The organism is Phaeobacter sp. PT47_59 (assembly GCF_028890025.1).
Classification (GTDB): Bacteria; Pseudomonadota; Alphaproteobacteria; order Rhodobacterales; family Rhodobacteraceae; genus Phycobacter.
In genome coordinates, this window is the sequence record NZ_JARCJL010000001.1 from 331,963 (window position 1) to 346,043 (window position 14,081).

General features: G+C 62.5%; 18 protein-coding genes. 9 read left to right on the forward strand and 9 right to left on the reverse strand.

Going from position 1 to position 14,081, the window contains the following annotated elements; translation table 11 throughout:
* The first annotated feature begins 8 nt into the window (after window positions 1-8).
* From PXK01_RS01465 to PXK01_RS01480, 4 genes are all read left to right on the forward strand, one after another.
* Window positions 9-764: an ABC transporter ATP-binding protein gene (locus PXK01_RS01465; RefSeq protein ID WP_274847914.1), complete on the forward strand. Its 756-nt coding sequence runs from the start codon at window positions 9-11 to the stop codon at window positions 762-764.
* A gap of 242 nt (window positions 765-1,006) precedes the next feature.
* On the forward strand, window positions 1,007-1,255 hold the full coding sequence (locus tag PXK01_RS01470) for a PepSY domain-containing protein (RefSeq protein ID WP_274858568.1): 249 nt from the start codon (window positions 1,007-1,009) through the stop codon (window positions 1,253-1,255).
* Between the two features lie 73 nt (window positions 1,256-1,328).
* Window positions 1,329-1,871 carry a cytochrome b/b6 domain-containing protein gene (locus tag PXK01_RS01475; protein WP_274858570.1) on the forward strand — a complete coding sequence of 181 codons (543 nt, stop codon included), beginning with the start codon at window positions 1,329-1,331 and terminating at the stop codon, window positions 1,869-1,871.
* Entirely contained in the window at window positions 1,868-2,389 is a 522-nt protein-coding gene (locus PXK01_RS01480) for a helix-turn-helix transcriptional regulator (RefSeq protein WP_342455865.1), read from the forward strand. The genes PXK01_RS01475 and PXK01_RS01480 overlap by 4 nt, the downstream gene beginning before the upstream one ends.
* A 5-nt stretch (window positions 2,390-2,394) precedes the next feature.
* Here the strand turns inward: PXK01_RS01480 and PXK01_RS01485 are convergent, their stop codons facing one another.
* The gene (locus PXK01_RS01485; RefSeq protein WP_274847911.1) at window positions 2,395-3,198 is read right to left on the reverse strand and encodes a 3-hydroxybutyrate dehydrogenase; all 804 of its coding nucleotides are present in this window, start codon (window positions 3,196-3,198) and stop codon (window positions 2,395-2,397) included.
* Complete coding sequence (locus tag PXK01_RS01490) at window positions 3,195-4,703, reverse strand: class I adenylate-forming enzyme family protein (protein WP_274858571.1); 1,509 nt, start codon at window positions 4,701-4,703, stop codon at window positions 3,195-3,197. Before PXK01_RS01490 ends, PXK01_RS01485 begins: the two co-directional genes overlap by 4 nt.
* Window positions 4,704-4,803: 100 nt before the next feature.
* Here PXK01_RS01490 and PXK01_RS01495 point away from each other — a divergent pair, with 100 nt between their 5' ends.
* From PXK01_RS01495 to aat, 4 genes are all read left to right on the forward strand, one after another.
* Window positions 4,804-5,340: a LuxR C-terminal-related transcriptional regulator gene (locus PXK01_RS01495; RefSeq protein ID WP_274847909.1), complete on the forward strand. Its 537-nt coding sequence runs from the start codon at window positions 4,804-4,806 to the stop codon at window positions 5,338-5,340.
* Window positions 5,341-5,528: 188 nt separating this feature from the next.
* Entirely contained in the window at window positions 5,529-6,026 is a 498-nt protein-coding gene (gene accB / locus PXK01_RS01500) for an acetyl-CoA carboxylase biotin carboxyl carrier protein (RefSeq protein ID WP_274847908.1), read from the forward strand.
* A gap of 10 nt (window positions 6,027-6,036) precedes the next feature.
* Window positions 6,037-7,386 carry an acetyl-CoA carboxylase biotin carboxylase subunit gene (accC, locus tag PXK01_RS01505; RefSeq protein ID WP_274858573.1) on the forward strand — a complete coding sequence of 450 codons (1,350 nt, stop codon included), beginning with the start codon at window positions 6,037-6,039 and terminating at the stop codon, window positions 7,384-7,386.
* A 109-nt stretch (window positions 7,387-7,495) separates the two neighbouring features.
* The gene (gene aat / locus PXK01_RS01510; protein ID WP_274858575.1) at window positions 7,496-8,128 is read left to right on the forward strand and encodes a leucyl/phenylalanyl-tRNA--protein transferase; all 633 of its coding nucleotides are present in this window, start codon (window positions 7,496-7,498) and stop codon (window positions 8,126-8,128) included.
* Here aat and PXK01_RS01515 read toward each other — a convergent pair.
* The 7 genes from PXK01_RS01515 to PXK01_RS01550 form a co-directional block, all read right to left on the reverse strand.
* Window positions 8,092-8,436 carry a DUF2155 domain-containing protein gene (locus PXK01_RS01515; protein ID WP_446728366.1) on the reverse strand — a complete coding sequence of 115 codons (345 nt, stop codon included), beginning with the start codon at window positions 8,434-8,436 and terminating at the stop codon, window positions 8,092-8,094. The two genes, aat and PXK01_RS01515, sit on opposite strands and share 37 nt — an antisense overlap.
* Window positions 8,437-8,486: 50 nt before the next feature.
* The gene (mlaD, locus tag PXK01_RS01520) at window positions 8,487-8,951 is read right to left on the reverse strand and encodes an outer membrane lipid asymmetry maintenance protein MlaD (protein ID WP_274847905.1); all 465 of its coding nucleotides are present in this window, start codon (window positions 8,949-8,951) and stop codon (window positions 8,487-8,489) included.
* Between the two features lie 50 nt (window positions 8,952-9,001).
* Window positions 9,002-9,388, reverse strand: a complete 387-nt coding sequence (locus tag PXK01_RS01525) for an NADH:ubiquinone oxidoreductase subunit NDUFA12 (RefSeq protein ID WP_274858576.1) — start codon at window positions 9,386-9,388, stop codon at window positions 9,002-9,004.
* Between the two features lie 107 nt (window positions 9,389-9,495).
* Complete coding sequence (locus tag PXK01_RS01530; protein WP_342456171.1) at window positions 9,496-10,038, reverse strand: glyoxalase superfamily protein; 543 nt, start codon at window positions 10,036-10,038, stop codon at window positions 9,496-9,498.
* Window positions 10,039-10,223: 185 nt separating this feature from the next.
* Complete coding sequence (locus tag PXK01_RS01540; RefSeq protein WP_274858578.1) at window positions 10,224-10,589, reverse strand: RidA family protein; 366 nt, start codon at window positions 10,587-10,589, stop codon at window positions 10,224-10,226.
* A 138-nt stretch (window positions 10,590-10,727) separates the two neighbouring features.
* Window positions 10,728-11,993, reverse strand: coding sequence for an ATP-dependent Clp protease ATP-binding subunit ClpX (gene clpX, locus PXK01_RS01545; RefSeq protein WP_274847900.1), 1,266 nt, complete (start codon window positions 11,991-11,993; stop codon window positions 10,728-10,730).
* Between the two features lie 145 nt (window positions 11,994-12,138).
* Window positions 12,139-12,771 carry an ATP-dependent Clp protease proteolytic subunit gene (locus PXK01_RS01550; RefSeq protein WP_274847899.1) on the reverse strand — a complete coding sequence of 211 codons (633 nt, stop codon included), beginning with the start codon at window positions 12,769-12,771 and terminating at the stop codon, window positions 12,139-12,141.
* Window positions 12,772-13,007: 236 nt separating this feature from the next.
* Here PXK01_RS01550 and PXK01_RS01555 point away from each other — a divergent pair, with 236 nt between their 5' ends.
* Window positions 13,008-14,015, forward strand: coding sequence for a GlxA family transcriptional regulator (locus PXK01_RS01555; RefSeq protein ID WP_274847898.1), 1,008 nt, complete (start codon window positions 13,008-13,010; stop codon window positions 14,013-14,015).
* Window positions 14,016-14,081 lie beyond the last annotated feature (66 nt).

Below are 14,081 nucleotides of genomic sequence, written 5' to 3' on the forward strand. Positions count from 1 at the left end.
AGAGACAGATGAACGTCAAACCGGATTTCTCCAAGAACGCCAACCAGGCGACCACGGCTCCGGCCTTCCTGTCGGTCTGGGACATGCACGCCTATTATGGCGAGAGCTACATCGTGCAGGGCATCAACTTCAACGTCCACGAGGGCGAGATCCTCGCGCTCCTGGGCCGCAACGGCGCGGGCAAGACCTCGACCCTGCGCTCGATCGCGCGCATCGGTGATCCGCAGGTGACCCATGGCGAGATCTGGCTGGACCACCAGCCGCTGCACAACATGTCGAGCCATGAAGCCGCCGCCGCCGGTCTGGGCCTGGTGCCCGAGGATCGCCGCATCATCCCCGGCCTCACGGTCGAGGAGAACCTGCAGCTGGCCCAGATCGCGCCGCCCATCGGCTGGTCGATTGAGCGCCTCTATGACCTGTTTCCGCGCCTGGGCGAGCGGCGCAAGCAGGAAGGCGTCACCCTGTCGGGTGGTGAACAGCAGATGCTCGCGATTGCCCGGGCCCTGGCCCGTGACATCAAGGTGCTCTTGCTTGATGAACCCTACGAGGGTCTGGCGCCGGTGATCGTGGATGAGATCGAAAAGACCCTCATCCACATCAAGGAACAGGGCATGACCACGATCCTGGTGGAACAGAACGCCGTGCGCGCGCTGGAACTGGCGGATCGTGCCGTGATCCTGGACACCGGCGGAATCGTCTTTGACGGCACCGCATCGGAGGTTCTGGAAAACGCCGAACTGCGCGCCGAATACCTGGCGATCTGATCGAATTACTCCCCGTCGCACTGGCTGTTTTGCTGGTGCGGATCCCTTGAGGGTCGGTTCCATGTGAACCGGCCCTTTTTTGTCCCATAGGACGTCCCGGCCTCGTAAACCGGGGTTATACGAAGGCCGTTTCTCCCGTTTTCCACCGCCACGCCTATTTCAGATCTCCTGCCGTACCGCCGATATCGGTGTCACGGCCAGCATCACAGCTGCGCGCCGAAACCACATCAAGGAGACACCCGATGTTCGCACGTTCCGCACAGATCCTCGCCCTGACCCTCATGATCCCGGTGGCCGCCCTCGCCTCGGATGGCAAACCCAGCGCCGAGGTTGAGGCCCAGATCCGCGCCACCCTCACCGAACAGGGCTATGAGGTGCGCAAGATCGAGACAGAAGACGGGCTCTACGAGGCCTATGCGCTGAAGGACGGCAAGAAACTGGAGATCTACATGAACGACAAGATGGAGATCATCCGGATCAAGGAAGACTGATCCTACTAACGCACGGAGCAGGCAGGCGCGGCGGTCGTCGCCCTGCCCCGTACCGCAACAGGAGAGCCTTGCCATGCAACGTTTCTATGTCTGGGATCCGCTGGTGCGGCTGTTTCACTGGTCGCTTGTGGTCCTCTTCCTGCTGAACGCCGTGATCACCGATCCGGAGGCCAAGCTGCATGAAAACCTTGGCTACCTCGTGGTGGCGCTGGTGCTGTTGCGCCTGGTCTGGGGGCTCTTCGGCAGCCGGTATGCCCGGTTCACCAGCTTTCCGCCCAGCCCGTCCGGCGCCGTGGCGCAGCTCACTGAGATCGCAACCGGGCGCGGCCATGCCCACAAGGGGCACTCCCCGCTTGGGGCCTTGATGATCTACAACCTGCTGCTCAGCCTCATCGGCATCGGGTCGAGCGGTTACCTGATGACCACCGACATGTTCTGGGGCACCGAATGGCCGGAAGACCTGCATGAGGCTCTGGTCACCTGGGCCGAGATCTCTGTGCTGCTGCACGTGGGCGCGGTCATTTTCGAAAGCCGCCGCACAAGGGTCAATCTGGCGCGGGCGATGATCACCGGCTACAAGGAGATGCCGACACCCGAGACGGAGCGCAGCCCGTGATCCCCCTCAATACTGATCCAGCCAAACCCACCGTCCTGATCGCCCTGATCGTCGTGCAGTCCATCTGTGCGGCGATCTTCCTGGGCGATATCGTGGCGGACCTTTGGATGCCCGACGCGATGGAAACCGAGGGCCGCCATGCCTTTCTCGAAGCCATCGCCACCTTCGGGCTGATCGCCGCCATCGTGGTGGAAGGGCGGATCCTGATGTGGCTGTTGCGGCGCAAGGCCCACCTGGAACACAGCCTGCGCAGCGCCCAGGGCGCCATCCAGGAGGTGATCGACGCAGAATTCACCGCCTGGAGCCTGACACCCGCCGAACGGGATGTGGCGACCTTCCTGGTCAAGGGGCTTTCCACGGGCGAGATCGCCCAGATGCGCGGCAGCGCCGAGGGCACGGTGAAGGCACAGCTCAACGCGATCTACCGCAAATCGGGCAGTGCGAACCGCGCCGAACTGATGAGCCTCTTGATCGACACGCTGATGGGCCAGCGCCCAGATGAACCTCCCCTGGGCTAACCCGGCTACTGCGCTGTCCAGCCGCCATCCACGGGGATCGCGGTTCCAGTCACGTTATGGGCCACCGGCGCGCACAGCCACAGCGCCAATGCGCCGATTTCCGAAGGATCGGACAGGCGCTGGCTGGGCTGTTTCTCGCTCAGAAGATCGGCAATACCCGCCGCCCGGTCCCCGCCCATCTGCGCCGCCCGCGCCGCCACCTGCGGCTCGATGATCGCGGTTTCGGTCCAGCCCGGACAGATGCAGTTCACGGTGACGCCACCGCTGCTGCGGTCGCCCTGACTGGCATATTCGAGCGCCGCCACCCGACTGAGGCCCACAAGGCCGAATTTCGCCGCCACATAGGGCGCCTTGTCCTTGCTCGCGACCAGCCCGTGGACCGAGGCGATATTGATCACCCGGCCATAGCCGCGTGATGCCATCCCCGGCAGCGCCGCCTGCATGATGTGAAACGCCGCCGAGAGGTTCACCGCAAGGATCGCATCCCAGGTCTCGCGCGGCATTTCCGCCAGAGGCGCCGTCTTCTGGATACCGGCATTGTTCACAACGATATCGGCGCCGCCCCATGCATCGACCGCCTGCATCAGACTGTCGATCTCTTCCGGGTTGCTCAGATCTCCGGCAAAGAACCGCGCCTCGGGCGAACCGGCCTCCTGCAAGGTTTGAACTGCCGCCTCTGCCGTTTCGGCATCCGCGATGCCGTGGACGGCGATACGCGCACCCGCCGCGGCCAGTTCCTTTGCGATGGCAAGGCCGATGCCCTGCACCGATCCCGTGACCAGCGCCGTCTTTCCATTCAGATCCGTCATGCCTTTTCCTCCAGTCTCTTGCGCAGCTCGGTCTTCAAGACCTTGCCGTAGTTGTTCTTGGGCAGATCGGGCACGGAGATATAGGCCTTGGGCCGTTTGAACCGCGCGATCTGATCGTTGCAGAGCGCGTCCAGCTCAGCACTTGACGCATCTCCGACGATAAAGGCCACCACCTCTTCACCCCAGTCGGGATGCTTGCGTCCCACGACGGAAACCTCCTGCACGCCCGGATGCATCAGGAGCACCTCCTCGACCTCGCGCGGGTAGACGTTGGAGCCGCCAGTGATGATCATGTCCTTGGAGCGGTCCTGCAGCGTCAGATAACCCGCCGCATCCATGACCCCCATGTCGCCGGTCATCAGCCAGCCGTCCTTCAGGGTCTCGGCGCTGGCCTTTGGGTTGTTCCAGTAGCCCGGCATCACCGCATCGCCGCGCACCATGATCTCTCCGATGCTGCCCGGCGGCAGGATCTCGCCCTCAGCCGTGCCGATCTGCACCTCCACCGGGCTTTGGGCGCGGCCCACGCCGGCAAGGCGCGCGCGCCAGTCCGGATGGCTGCGGTCGATCACGTCATGGCGCGGCAGGGCGGTGATCCCCATCGGGCATTCCCCCTGCCCGTAGATCTGCACGAAGATGGGGCCGAAGTGATCTACCGCCTCGATGATATCGGCCAGATACATCGGCCCGCCCGCGTAGACCACGGTGCGCAGGCCCCGGCCGGTGCGCCCGGTCTGTTTCGCAACCGAGGTCATTCGCGTCACCATGGTGGGAGCGGCAAACATCTGCACCCGGCCAAAATACTCTGCCAGGTCGAAGATCTCTGCCTCGTCAAAGCCGCCCGACACCGGGCAGACATGGGCCGCGCCTACCAGCACATGCAGCATGTTGTAAAGACCGGCGCCATGGCTCATCGGGGCGGCGTAGAGGATCTGATCCTCACCCGTGGCCTGATCCACATCCGTGAAATAGGCAAGTGACACCGCAACCAGCATCCGATGGGTGATCATCACCCCCTTGGGTTTGCCGGTGGTGCCGGAGGTGTAGAACAGCCAGGCAAGATCCTCTGGCGCCCGGCGCAGCGGTTCGATGAGCGGAGCCGTAGCCATAGCCGCCGCATAGGCGTCGCTAGAAAGATCGGCACCCTCAACCGCCACCTCTGCCTCGGCCAGAGCCGCATCGAGCCCCGGCGAGGTAAAGACCAGCCGTGCACCGGAATCGGCCAGGATATAGGCCGCCTCGCGCCCGTGCAGCTTGGCATTGATCGGCACTGCGGCGGCTCCGGCATACCAGATGCCATAAAGCGTGATCAGGTACTCCGGGCAATTCTTCATGAAGATCGCAACCCGATCACCGGGCTGGATCCCCTTGCCGATCAGCCAGGCCGCAACCCGCGCTGCGCGGTCGTGAAAGCTCGCGTAATCCGCCACCTGATCCTGCCCCAGAAACAAGGCCGGGCGCGCGCCATCCGCTGCCGCCCGGCGCGAAAGCCAAAGACCGATATTCATTTCATTCCTCCCATGCCGCCGGTGCTTCTGACGACACATTCACCCTGTCACGCGGCCCTGCCCCCTTCAATTCCGCAAAAATACCCGGTTAAAAGGAGCCATGACAGATATCGCCTTTGACCATGCCCCCGTGGGCCTCGCCGTGCTGGAAAGCCGTGTGATCAAGCGCTGCAACCTGCAATTTGCCGCCACCTTTGGCGGCACCCCCGGCGAATATGAGGATCTCCTCATCGCGGATCTCTACCCCACGCGGGAAGAGTTTCAGCGCATCGGCGCCCTGTTGCAGGAAGAAGAGCACCGCACCGGCAGCTACAGTGACGAACGCATCATGCGGCGGCGCTCGGGCGAATTGTTCTGGTGCCGGGTGCGGGGGCGTTCGGTGTCCCCCGAGGCGCCCTTTCAAACCGGGGTCTGGTCCTTTGCCGATATCTCCGATGATCGCCCCGTCGTCAGCCTCACCCCGCGCGAGCGGGAGGTCGCGATCCTCACCTGCAAGGGCTTGTCCGCGAAGGAGATCGGCGCCAAGCTGGATCTCTCTTACCGCACGATCGAAACCCACCGGGCGCATCTGCTCGAGAAATTCGGCGCCCGCAAACTGCCCGAACTGGTGGCAAAGCTGACCGGCATGCCGCTATAGGCGGCGCACAAAGCTCGCGCAATCTCCGGTTCCATGATTGCGAATCCTTGCCGCCGCCCCCATGTTGAAGGCACGACAACACCGCATGAACGGCGGCGCTTTCCTTGTGGTAAAGCTTGGCCTATAAGCGCATCTGATTTGCCGCCTGCGACATCTTCGCAGGCTTGGCGGAACCGGCTGAGGACAAAATGACAGAAAAAACGCACGAAGCTGACGTGGCATTCATCAAGGCGCTGGCCGAGCTGCTGCGCGAAAACGATCTGACCGAACTCCAGGTCAAACGGGACTATGGCGAGGATGACAGCCTGAATGTGCGCGTGTCGCGCCAGACCGTTGTTGCCGCAGCGGCCCCGGTTCAGACCGTCGCCGCTGTCCCTGCGGCTGCCGCGCCCGCAGCGGCACCTGCCGCCGCCCCCGCCGCTGCTGAGGCCGCCGAAGATCCCGCCAGCCACCCCGGGGCCGTGACCTCGCCCATGGTCGGCACGGTCTACCTGCAGCCGGAACCCGGCGCGCCCTCCTTCATCAAGGTCGGCGACAGCGTCAGTGAAGGCGACACCCTGCTGATCGTCGAAGCCATGAAGACCATGAACCACATCCCGGCGCCGAAATCCGGCACCGTCAAGCGTATCCTGGTCGAAGACGGCGCCGCCGTGGAGTTCGGATCCCCCCTGGTCATCGTCGAGTAAGGATCTGCCCATGTTTGACAAGATCCTGATTGCCAACCGTGGCGAGATCGCCCTGCGCGTGATCCGGGCCTGCCGCGAGATGGGCATCCAGTCGGTCGCCGTGCATTCCACCGCCGATGCGGATGCGATGCATGTACGCATGGCAGACGAATCGGTCTGCATCGGCCCGCCCGCCGGTGCCCAAAGCTACCTTTCGATCCCCGCGATCATCTCGGCCTGCGAGATCACCGGCGCCCAGGCGATCCATCCCGGCTATGGCTTCCTGTCGGAAAACGCCAATTTCGTGCAGATCGTCGAAGATCACGGGCTGACCTTCATCGGCCCCTCCGCCGCCCATATCCGTATCATGGGTGACAAGATCACCGCCAAGGAAACCGCCAAGGAGCTTGGCATTCCAGTGGTGCCCGGTTCGGACGGTGGCGTACCGGATCTCGCAACTGCCAAGGCGGCGGCCAGCGACATGGGCTACCCCGTGATCATCAAGGCCACCGCCGGCGGCGGCGGACGCGGCATGAAGGTCGCGCGCACCGAGGCCGAGCTGGAAGTTGCCTTCTCCACCGCCCGGTCCGAGGCCAAGGCGGCCTTTGGCAATGACGAGGTCTATATGGAGAAATATCTCCAGAAGCCCCGTCACATCGAGGTTCAGGTCTTTGGCGACGGCAAGGGTACAGGCCTGCATCTGGCCGAGCGCGACTGCTCGCTGCAGCGCCGTCACCAGAAGGTCTTCGAGGAGGCGCCTGGCCCCTCCATCACCCCTGAAGAACGCGAAAAAATCGGCAAGATCTGCGCCGACGCCATCGGCAAGATGGGGTATTCCGGGGCGGGTACCGTCGAGTTCCTCTATGAGGATGGCGAGTTCTATTTCATCGAGATGAACACCCGCCTGCAGGTGGAACACCCGGTCACCGAAGGCATCTTCGGCGTCGACCTGGTGCGCGAACAGATCCGCGTCGCCGCCGGTCAACCGCTGTCCTTCACGCAGGACGACCTGGTGATCAACGGTCATGCCATCGAGGTACGCATCAACGCCGAGAAACTGCCGAACTTCACCCCCTGCCCGGGTAAGATCACTGCGTTTCACGCGCCGGGCGGTCTGGGCGTGCGGATGGATTCGGCGCTTTATGACGGCTATTCGATCCCGCCCTATTACGACAGCCTGATCGGCAAGCTGATCGTGCACGGACGTGACCGTCCCGAGGCACTGGCGCGTCTGAGCCGCGCCCTGGGAGAGCTGATCGTGGACGGTGTGGACACCACCGTGCCCCTGTTCCACGCGCTACTGCAGGAACGCGATGTCCTGACAGGCGACTACAACATCCACTGGCTGGAACGCTGGCTGGACGAAAACTTGGCCGGTTAAGGCCCCGGCAGGGCGCGTTCCAGACCCGCCCTGCTTCCTTCCTATCGTCTCGCCTCCTGCAACAGCCACGGACGCGGCGAACCAAACAGAGGCAACCGGGGCCGACCGTATGAGCCTTTCCCCCGAACTTCTGCTGCATGCCTATTCCGTCGGCGTCTTCCCGATGTCCGAACACCGCGACGATCCCGAAGTCTTCTGGGTCGATCCAAAACGGCGTGGCATTCTTCCCCTCGATGGGTTCCATATCTCGCGCTCGCTGGCCAAACGGATCCGCAATGGCGGTTTCGAGGTCACCATCAACCGGGATTTCGGCGGCGTGGTCACCGGATGTGCCGATCGCCCGGACACCTGGATCAACGCCGAGATCTTTGACCGCTATCTGGATCTGCACCACATGGGGCATGCCCATTCGCTGGAGATCCGGCAGGCGGGTGAATTGGTCGGCGGCGTCTATGGCGTCGCCCTGGGTGGTGCCTTTTTTGGCGAAAGCATGTTCTCCCGCGCACGAGACGCGTCAAAGGTGGCGCTTGCCTATCTGCTGGATCGGCTGCGTCAGGGGGGATTTGCCTTGTGCGACACGCAGTTTTTGACCGCTCATCTGGCCTCGCTCGGGGCGATTGAGATCAGCCGGGCTGCCTATCAGCGCCGGTTGCGCGATGCGCTGGAGCTACAGGGCGATTTCAGAGCCCCTGAGATCCCCAGCCCTCAGTTGCTTTTGCAGCGAATGACCCAGACATCATAACGGTTGTGGTCCAGCGCGTTCAGCGCCGGGCTGGAGGCGATCATCCATCCCTCGAAATGGACCTGGGCATCCTGCGGGCTACGCACCGTGACATAGGCATAGGCATCGCCAGTCGGGTTGTCGGCCGGATAGCGGCATTCGCCCAATGTGACCATAAGACCCAGGATCTCAGCCGTTCCGCCGACCGGCACCTCGACATCGACGGTACGACCGTTGACCTTGTCCAGCCCGCGCATCAGTGCAGCAGACCCAGAGGCCGCCGCCCCGGGGGCTGCCCCCTGTTCCTGCGCCACAGCAAACGGGGCCAGAGCGCAGATGCCCGCCGCAAGGCAGAGCCGCGATGCCAGCCCCTTCAGGATCACTGGTCTTCCCCGGTGCTGTCGTCCCCTCCGGCGACGAATTTCACCAACAGGGAGATCAGGCTGACGGCCCCTTGGGTGTCCAGAATCTCTTCACCCGGCTCCAGGTTATAGGGCGAGCCACCGGGCATGATCTCGACGAAGTTACCGCCCAGCAGCCCTTCGGAAGATATCACGGCAGAGCTGTCATCGGGGATCACGATCCCTTCGCTGACGCTGAAGCGCGTATCGGCGCGAAAAGTCTCCGGGTTCAGTTCCACCCCGGTCACGGTGCCGATCTTCACGCCGGCCAGGCGCACATCGGTGCCAACCGTCACGCCTTCGAGCGAGCGGAAGGACGCGGTCAGCGGATATCCCGCGCCGCCGCCGGAGAGGCCTGCCGCCTGCCCGGCATAGATGGCAAAGGCCAGCGCCGCCGCGACGACAACGCCACCTGCAAGAACCTCTGTGGTGTTATGAGACATATCGCCTGCCTAATTCGAAGTGATGTGGGGCCGCTGTCGGGTGCGTCGGCTTATTCCGGCACCCAGGCCTCGTAATCGCTGCGCTGCTTGGGCTCGCCACCACGGCGGATGGAGCCCGTCGGGGCATAGGCCATGGCAGTACCGGTCAGGTTTTCCTGATGCGGCTTTTCCCAGGATTTATGCGCCAGGGGCTTTTCGCTGGGCACCTCGTCAAAGGTGCGGTGCAGCCAGCCGTGCCAGTCGGGGCTGACCCGCGAAGCTTCGACTTCGCCGTTGAAGATCACCCAGCGGCGGCTGTCATCGGCCGTGCGGTAAAACACGTTGCCCTGATCATCCTCGCCGACCTTGACCCCCTTGCGGCGGGTATAGATCGCGGTGTTCAGCGTCTGGCCGTTCCACCAGGTCACGGCGCGCAGAAGAGTGTTCAGGATTCCCATGGGTGCCTCCGAAGATGTTGCCCCTGATATGGCGCAAATTCCAGCCAAGGTCCAGTGACAACGCGGTCATTGGTTGACCATCGGTATCAAGCCGCCGCCCAGGGGCCTCAATTTCCGTCCTGACCGCGCTGTTCGCAGAATGTCAGGCGGTTTCCAAATGGATCGGTGAGGTTCACCTCAAGCCCCCAGGGCTTGCGATCCAGCCCCGGATTGAGGTTCGGGTAGTGCTTGGCCTTGAGTTCGCCGTGGAAGGCCTTGATCCCCTCGATGCGGATGAAGCTGCGCCCGCCTGGGGTCGCATCGCCATGATGGCCGGTGACGTGCAACAGGCAATCGGAGCGTGAGACCTGCATATATAGGGGAAGGTCCGGCGCAAACCGATGTTCCCAGTCGACCGCAAAGCCGAGATACCCAAGGTAGAACTCACGGGCCTTGTCCTCGTCGAAACTGCGGATCACCGGGATCACCGGCTTGACCAGGGGCTGCGCTCGATAGGCGCCTATGCGGGCGGAAAGGGTGTTCCAATCGGCAGCGCCGAACTGCTGGGCCACCAGTTCAAGCGCCAGCGCATGGGGAATATCTATCCCCTGTGCGGCAAGACCCGACCGCAGGGTTTTGGCCATGGATTTGGAATCGGTGAAATCGCGCATTGCGCCTGTCCTTTTTGCATCGACGGATCGTGAAACGGTGCCCGCATTGCCATTGTTCCGCCAAAACATCCAAGGAAGGCTGTCGTCAACGTGCCACGTTCACCAAGCCGAGATCCGGCGCGAGCGGCAGGCCGTGGCGGCCTGCCGGAACGCTATGCCCGCGCAACCGACCTGTCAACCAGGGGCTAGCCGGCAGAGGGCGCCACGGCGGTCACCTCGATCTCGATGCGGTACCTGGGGTCGATCAGCCCGCATTCGATCATGGTGGCCGCAGGCGGATTGGCGCCGAAGGTTTCCGCCAGCACCGGCCAGCAGGGTGCGAACTCGGCAGCCAGCGGCAGGTAGTAGTTCACCCGCACCACATCAGCAAAAGAGGCGCCCGCCTCTGCCAGGGCCTTTTCGATGATCGCGAGGGCAGAGCGGCACTGGGAGACAACATCCTCTCCCTGGCCGACGGTGCCCGCCACATGCACGAAACCGCCCGCCACAACGGCCCGGCAATAGCCGACCTTCTTCTCGAATTCGCCGCCCGATGAAATGCGCTTGATCATTGCCTCGTCTCCTTGATGAAGTCTCGTATTGAAAAGCACGGCTTACAGCGACTCTCAAGAGTTCTCGGCACAGAAATGAAAAGGGCGAACACCGGTCTGGTGCTCGCCCTTCCAAAACTTTGAACGATGATCGGCGGATCAGCCAGCCGAGGCGGATTCCTTTTCATCGGCGTAGATCATCAAGGGCTGGGCGTCGGAGCCCACGGCCTCTTCATTGACCACAACCTTGGTGACATTGCCCTTGCCCGGCAGATCAAACATCGTATCCAGCAGGATGTCTTCCAGGATCGAGCGCAGGCCACGGGCGCCGGTCTTGCGTTCGATCGCCCTCTTGGCAATCGCGCTCAGAGCCTCTTCGGTGAAGTCCAGCTCGGTGTCTTCCAGCTCGAACAGACGCTGATACTGCTTGATCAGCGCATTCTTGGGTTTGGTCAGGATGGTGACCAGGGCATCCTCGTCCAGATCTTCCAGCGTTGCCAGAACCGGCAGACGGCCGACGAATTCCGGGATCAGGCCGAATTTCAGCAGATCTTCGGGTTCCAGATCCTGGAAGATTTCGCCCACGCCGCGATCATCATTGTCACGCACATCGGCGCCAAAGCCCATGGCAGAGCCCTTGCCACGCTGCGCGATGATCCGGTCCAGACCGGCAAAGGCGCCGCCGCAGATGAACAGGATGTTGGTGGTGTCCACCTGCAGGAATTCCTGCTGCGGATGCTTGCGCCCGCCCTGCGGCGGAACGGAAGCCACGGTGCCTTCCATCAGCTTCAGCAGGGCCTGCTGCACGCCCTCGCCTGAGACATCGCGGGTGATCGAGGGGTTTTCCGACTTGCGGGTGATCTTGTCGACCTCGTCGATATAGACGATGCCGCGCTGCGCACGTTCGACGTTGTATTCCGACGCCTGCAGCAGCTTCAGGATGATGTTCTCCACGTCTTCGCCGACGTAACCGGCTTCGGTCAGCGTGGTGGCGTCAGCCATGGTGAAGGGCACATCCAGAATGCGCGCCAGGGTCTGCGCCAGCAGGGTCTTGCCGCAGCCGGTGGGGCCGATCAGCAGGATGTTGGATTTCGCCAGCTCGATATCGTTGGAGGCCTTTTGCGCATGGTTCAACCGCTTGTAGTGGTTGTGCACCGCCACCGACAGGACGCGTTTCGCGGTGGCCTGACCGATCACGTAATCGTCCAGAACTTCGCAGATGTCCTTGGGGGTGGGTACGCCATCGGTGGCCTTCAGGCCCGATGCCTTGGTCTCTTCGCGGATGATGTCCATGCACAGCTCGACGCATTCGTCGCAAATGAACACGGTCGGCCCTGCAATCAGCTTGCGCACCTCATGCTGGCTCTTGCCGCAGAAGCTGCAGTAAAGCGTGTTCTTGCTGTCGCCGCTTGAGTTCGTTGCCATGATCTACCTTTCAGTCCGCTCCGGCGGGCCTTGGCTGCGCGCCTGACCCCGCCTTTTTGACAGCTTAAGACACTGCTCAAGCGGTCACAATGTCAAAGTGTGCCCCTATCCATTTGGGGCACACAACGCCCGGTCAAACCCGGGATCAGCTGATATCTTCGTCACCCTTGGCGCGATTTTCAACAATTTCATCAATCAGGCCAAAGGCCTTCGCCTCTTCCGGCGACATGAAGTTGTCGCGCTCCAAGGCGCTTTCGATCTTCTCGTATTTCTGACCGGTGTGCTTCACGTAGATCTCGTTGAGGCGGCGCTTCAGCTTCAGCGTCTCCTCGGCGTGGATCATGATATCGGTTGCCTGGCCCTGGTAGCCGCCCGAGGGCTGGTGCACCATCACGCGGGAGTTCGGCAGCGAGAAACGCATGCCCGGCTCACCCGCAGTCAGCAAAAGCGAGCCCATCGAGGCCGCCTGGCCGATCACCAGGGTCGAAACCTTGGGCTTGATGTACTGCATGGTGTCATAGATCGACAGGCCCGAGGTCACCACGCCACCCGGCGAGTTGATGTACATCGAGATTTCCTTGGAGGGATTCTCGGCCTCAAGGTGCAAAAGCTGCGCAACGATCAGCGAGCTCATACCGTCATGCACGGGACCATTGAGGAAAATGATACGCTCTTTCAGCAGGCGCGAGAAGATATCATAGGCGCGCTCACCCCGGCTGGTCTGTTCGACCACCATGGGCACCAGAGTGTTCATGTATGTTTCTGTTGGATCAATCATTCGAACCTGCCTGCGTTGGATTATGCCCGGCATCATAGCGGAGCATGTGTTACCTGAGTCTTAGTGTTCCCCCAAAAGGGCTGCAAGGGGCGCACATAGAATTTACGGAAGGCCGTGCCCTCCCTGCGGCGCCCGGGACACGTCGCAATTCGGGGCTTGCCTGTCGTAATTTCCGGGCCTGTCTGCCACAGTCTGAACTAACAAACAAAAAACCTGACCGGCCACGGATCCGCGCCATGACAGATGACAGCTTTGTTCAGAAAGGTGCGGCTGCCAAGCTGGACCTGCCCTTTGACGGGGCGCCACAGGATTTCTATTTCCTGTTGCTGAACAAGGCCACCATGCTGCCGGTGGCCGCCGCCATCGAACCCTTGCGGATTGCCAACCAGGTGACCAACACCCGGCTTTACCGCTGGTTCGTGATGACCGAGGACGGCGCGCCGATCAAATGCTCCAACGGGATGACCATCACCCCCGATATGGCGCTTTGCCCCCTACCCGCCGACAGCCTTGGCTTTGTCTGTGCGGGGGTGGAGCCGCAAAGCAGCGCCGGAGAGGCCACGCTCAACTGGCTGCGTCGCGAAAACCGCTTTGGCCGGGCCATCGGCGGCATCTGCACCGGCGCCTTTGCCCTGGCCCAGGCGGGGCTGATCAAGGACCAGGCCTTTACCCTGCACTGGGAAAACCAGCCTGGCTTCATCGAGCGTTTCCCCCGGCTTGCCCCCACCGGCAATACCTTTGAAATCTCAGGGTCATTGATGACCTGCGGCGGCGGCAATGCGGCGACCGACCTGATGCTGAACCTGATCGAGGCGCGCCATGGCAAGCAGCTTGCCATCATCGTGGCCGACATGTGCCTGCATGTGCGGTCGGGCGGCCAGGCCGCACCGCAGAAATCCAACTTTGCCGTCGCCATCGGCAGCCGTAACCAGCGCCTGCTCAACGCGCTGCAACTGATGCAGGAATCGATCGAGGAACCCTTGCAGATCGGCGATCTTTGCACCCAGCTGGATATCTCGCGCCGCCAGCTGGAGCGGTTGTTTTCCCGCTACCTCAATCAAAGCCCGATGCAGGTCTATTGCGACATGCGCCTCAGCCATGCCTTTGCGCTGATGAATGAAACCTCGATGTCGGTGACCGAGATCGCCCTGGCCTCGGGCTTCAACAGCACCACGCATTTCTCGCGTCAGTTCAAACGCAAGTTCGGCGCCAGCCCACATTTCTTCCGCAAGGGCTGGTCCTGAACCTGGCTTGGCAAATCCGATGCCTGCAAAGAAAAACGCCCCGGCACGGGTCCGGGGCGCTCTTGT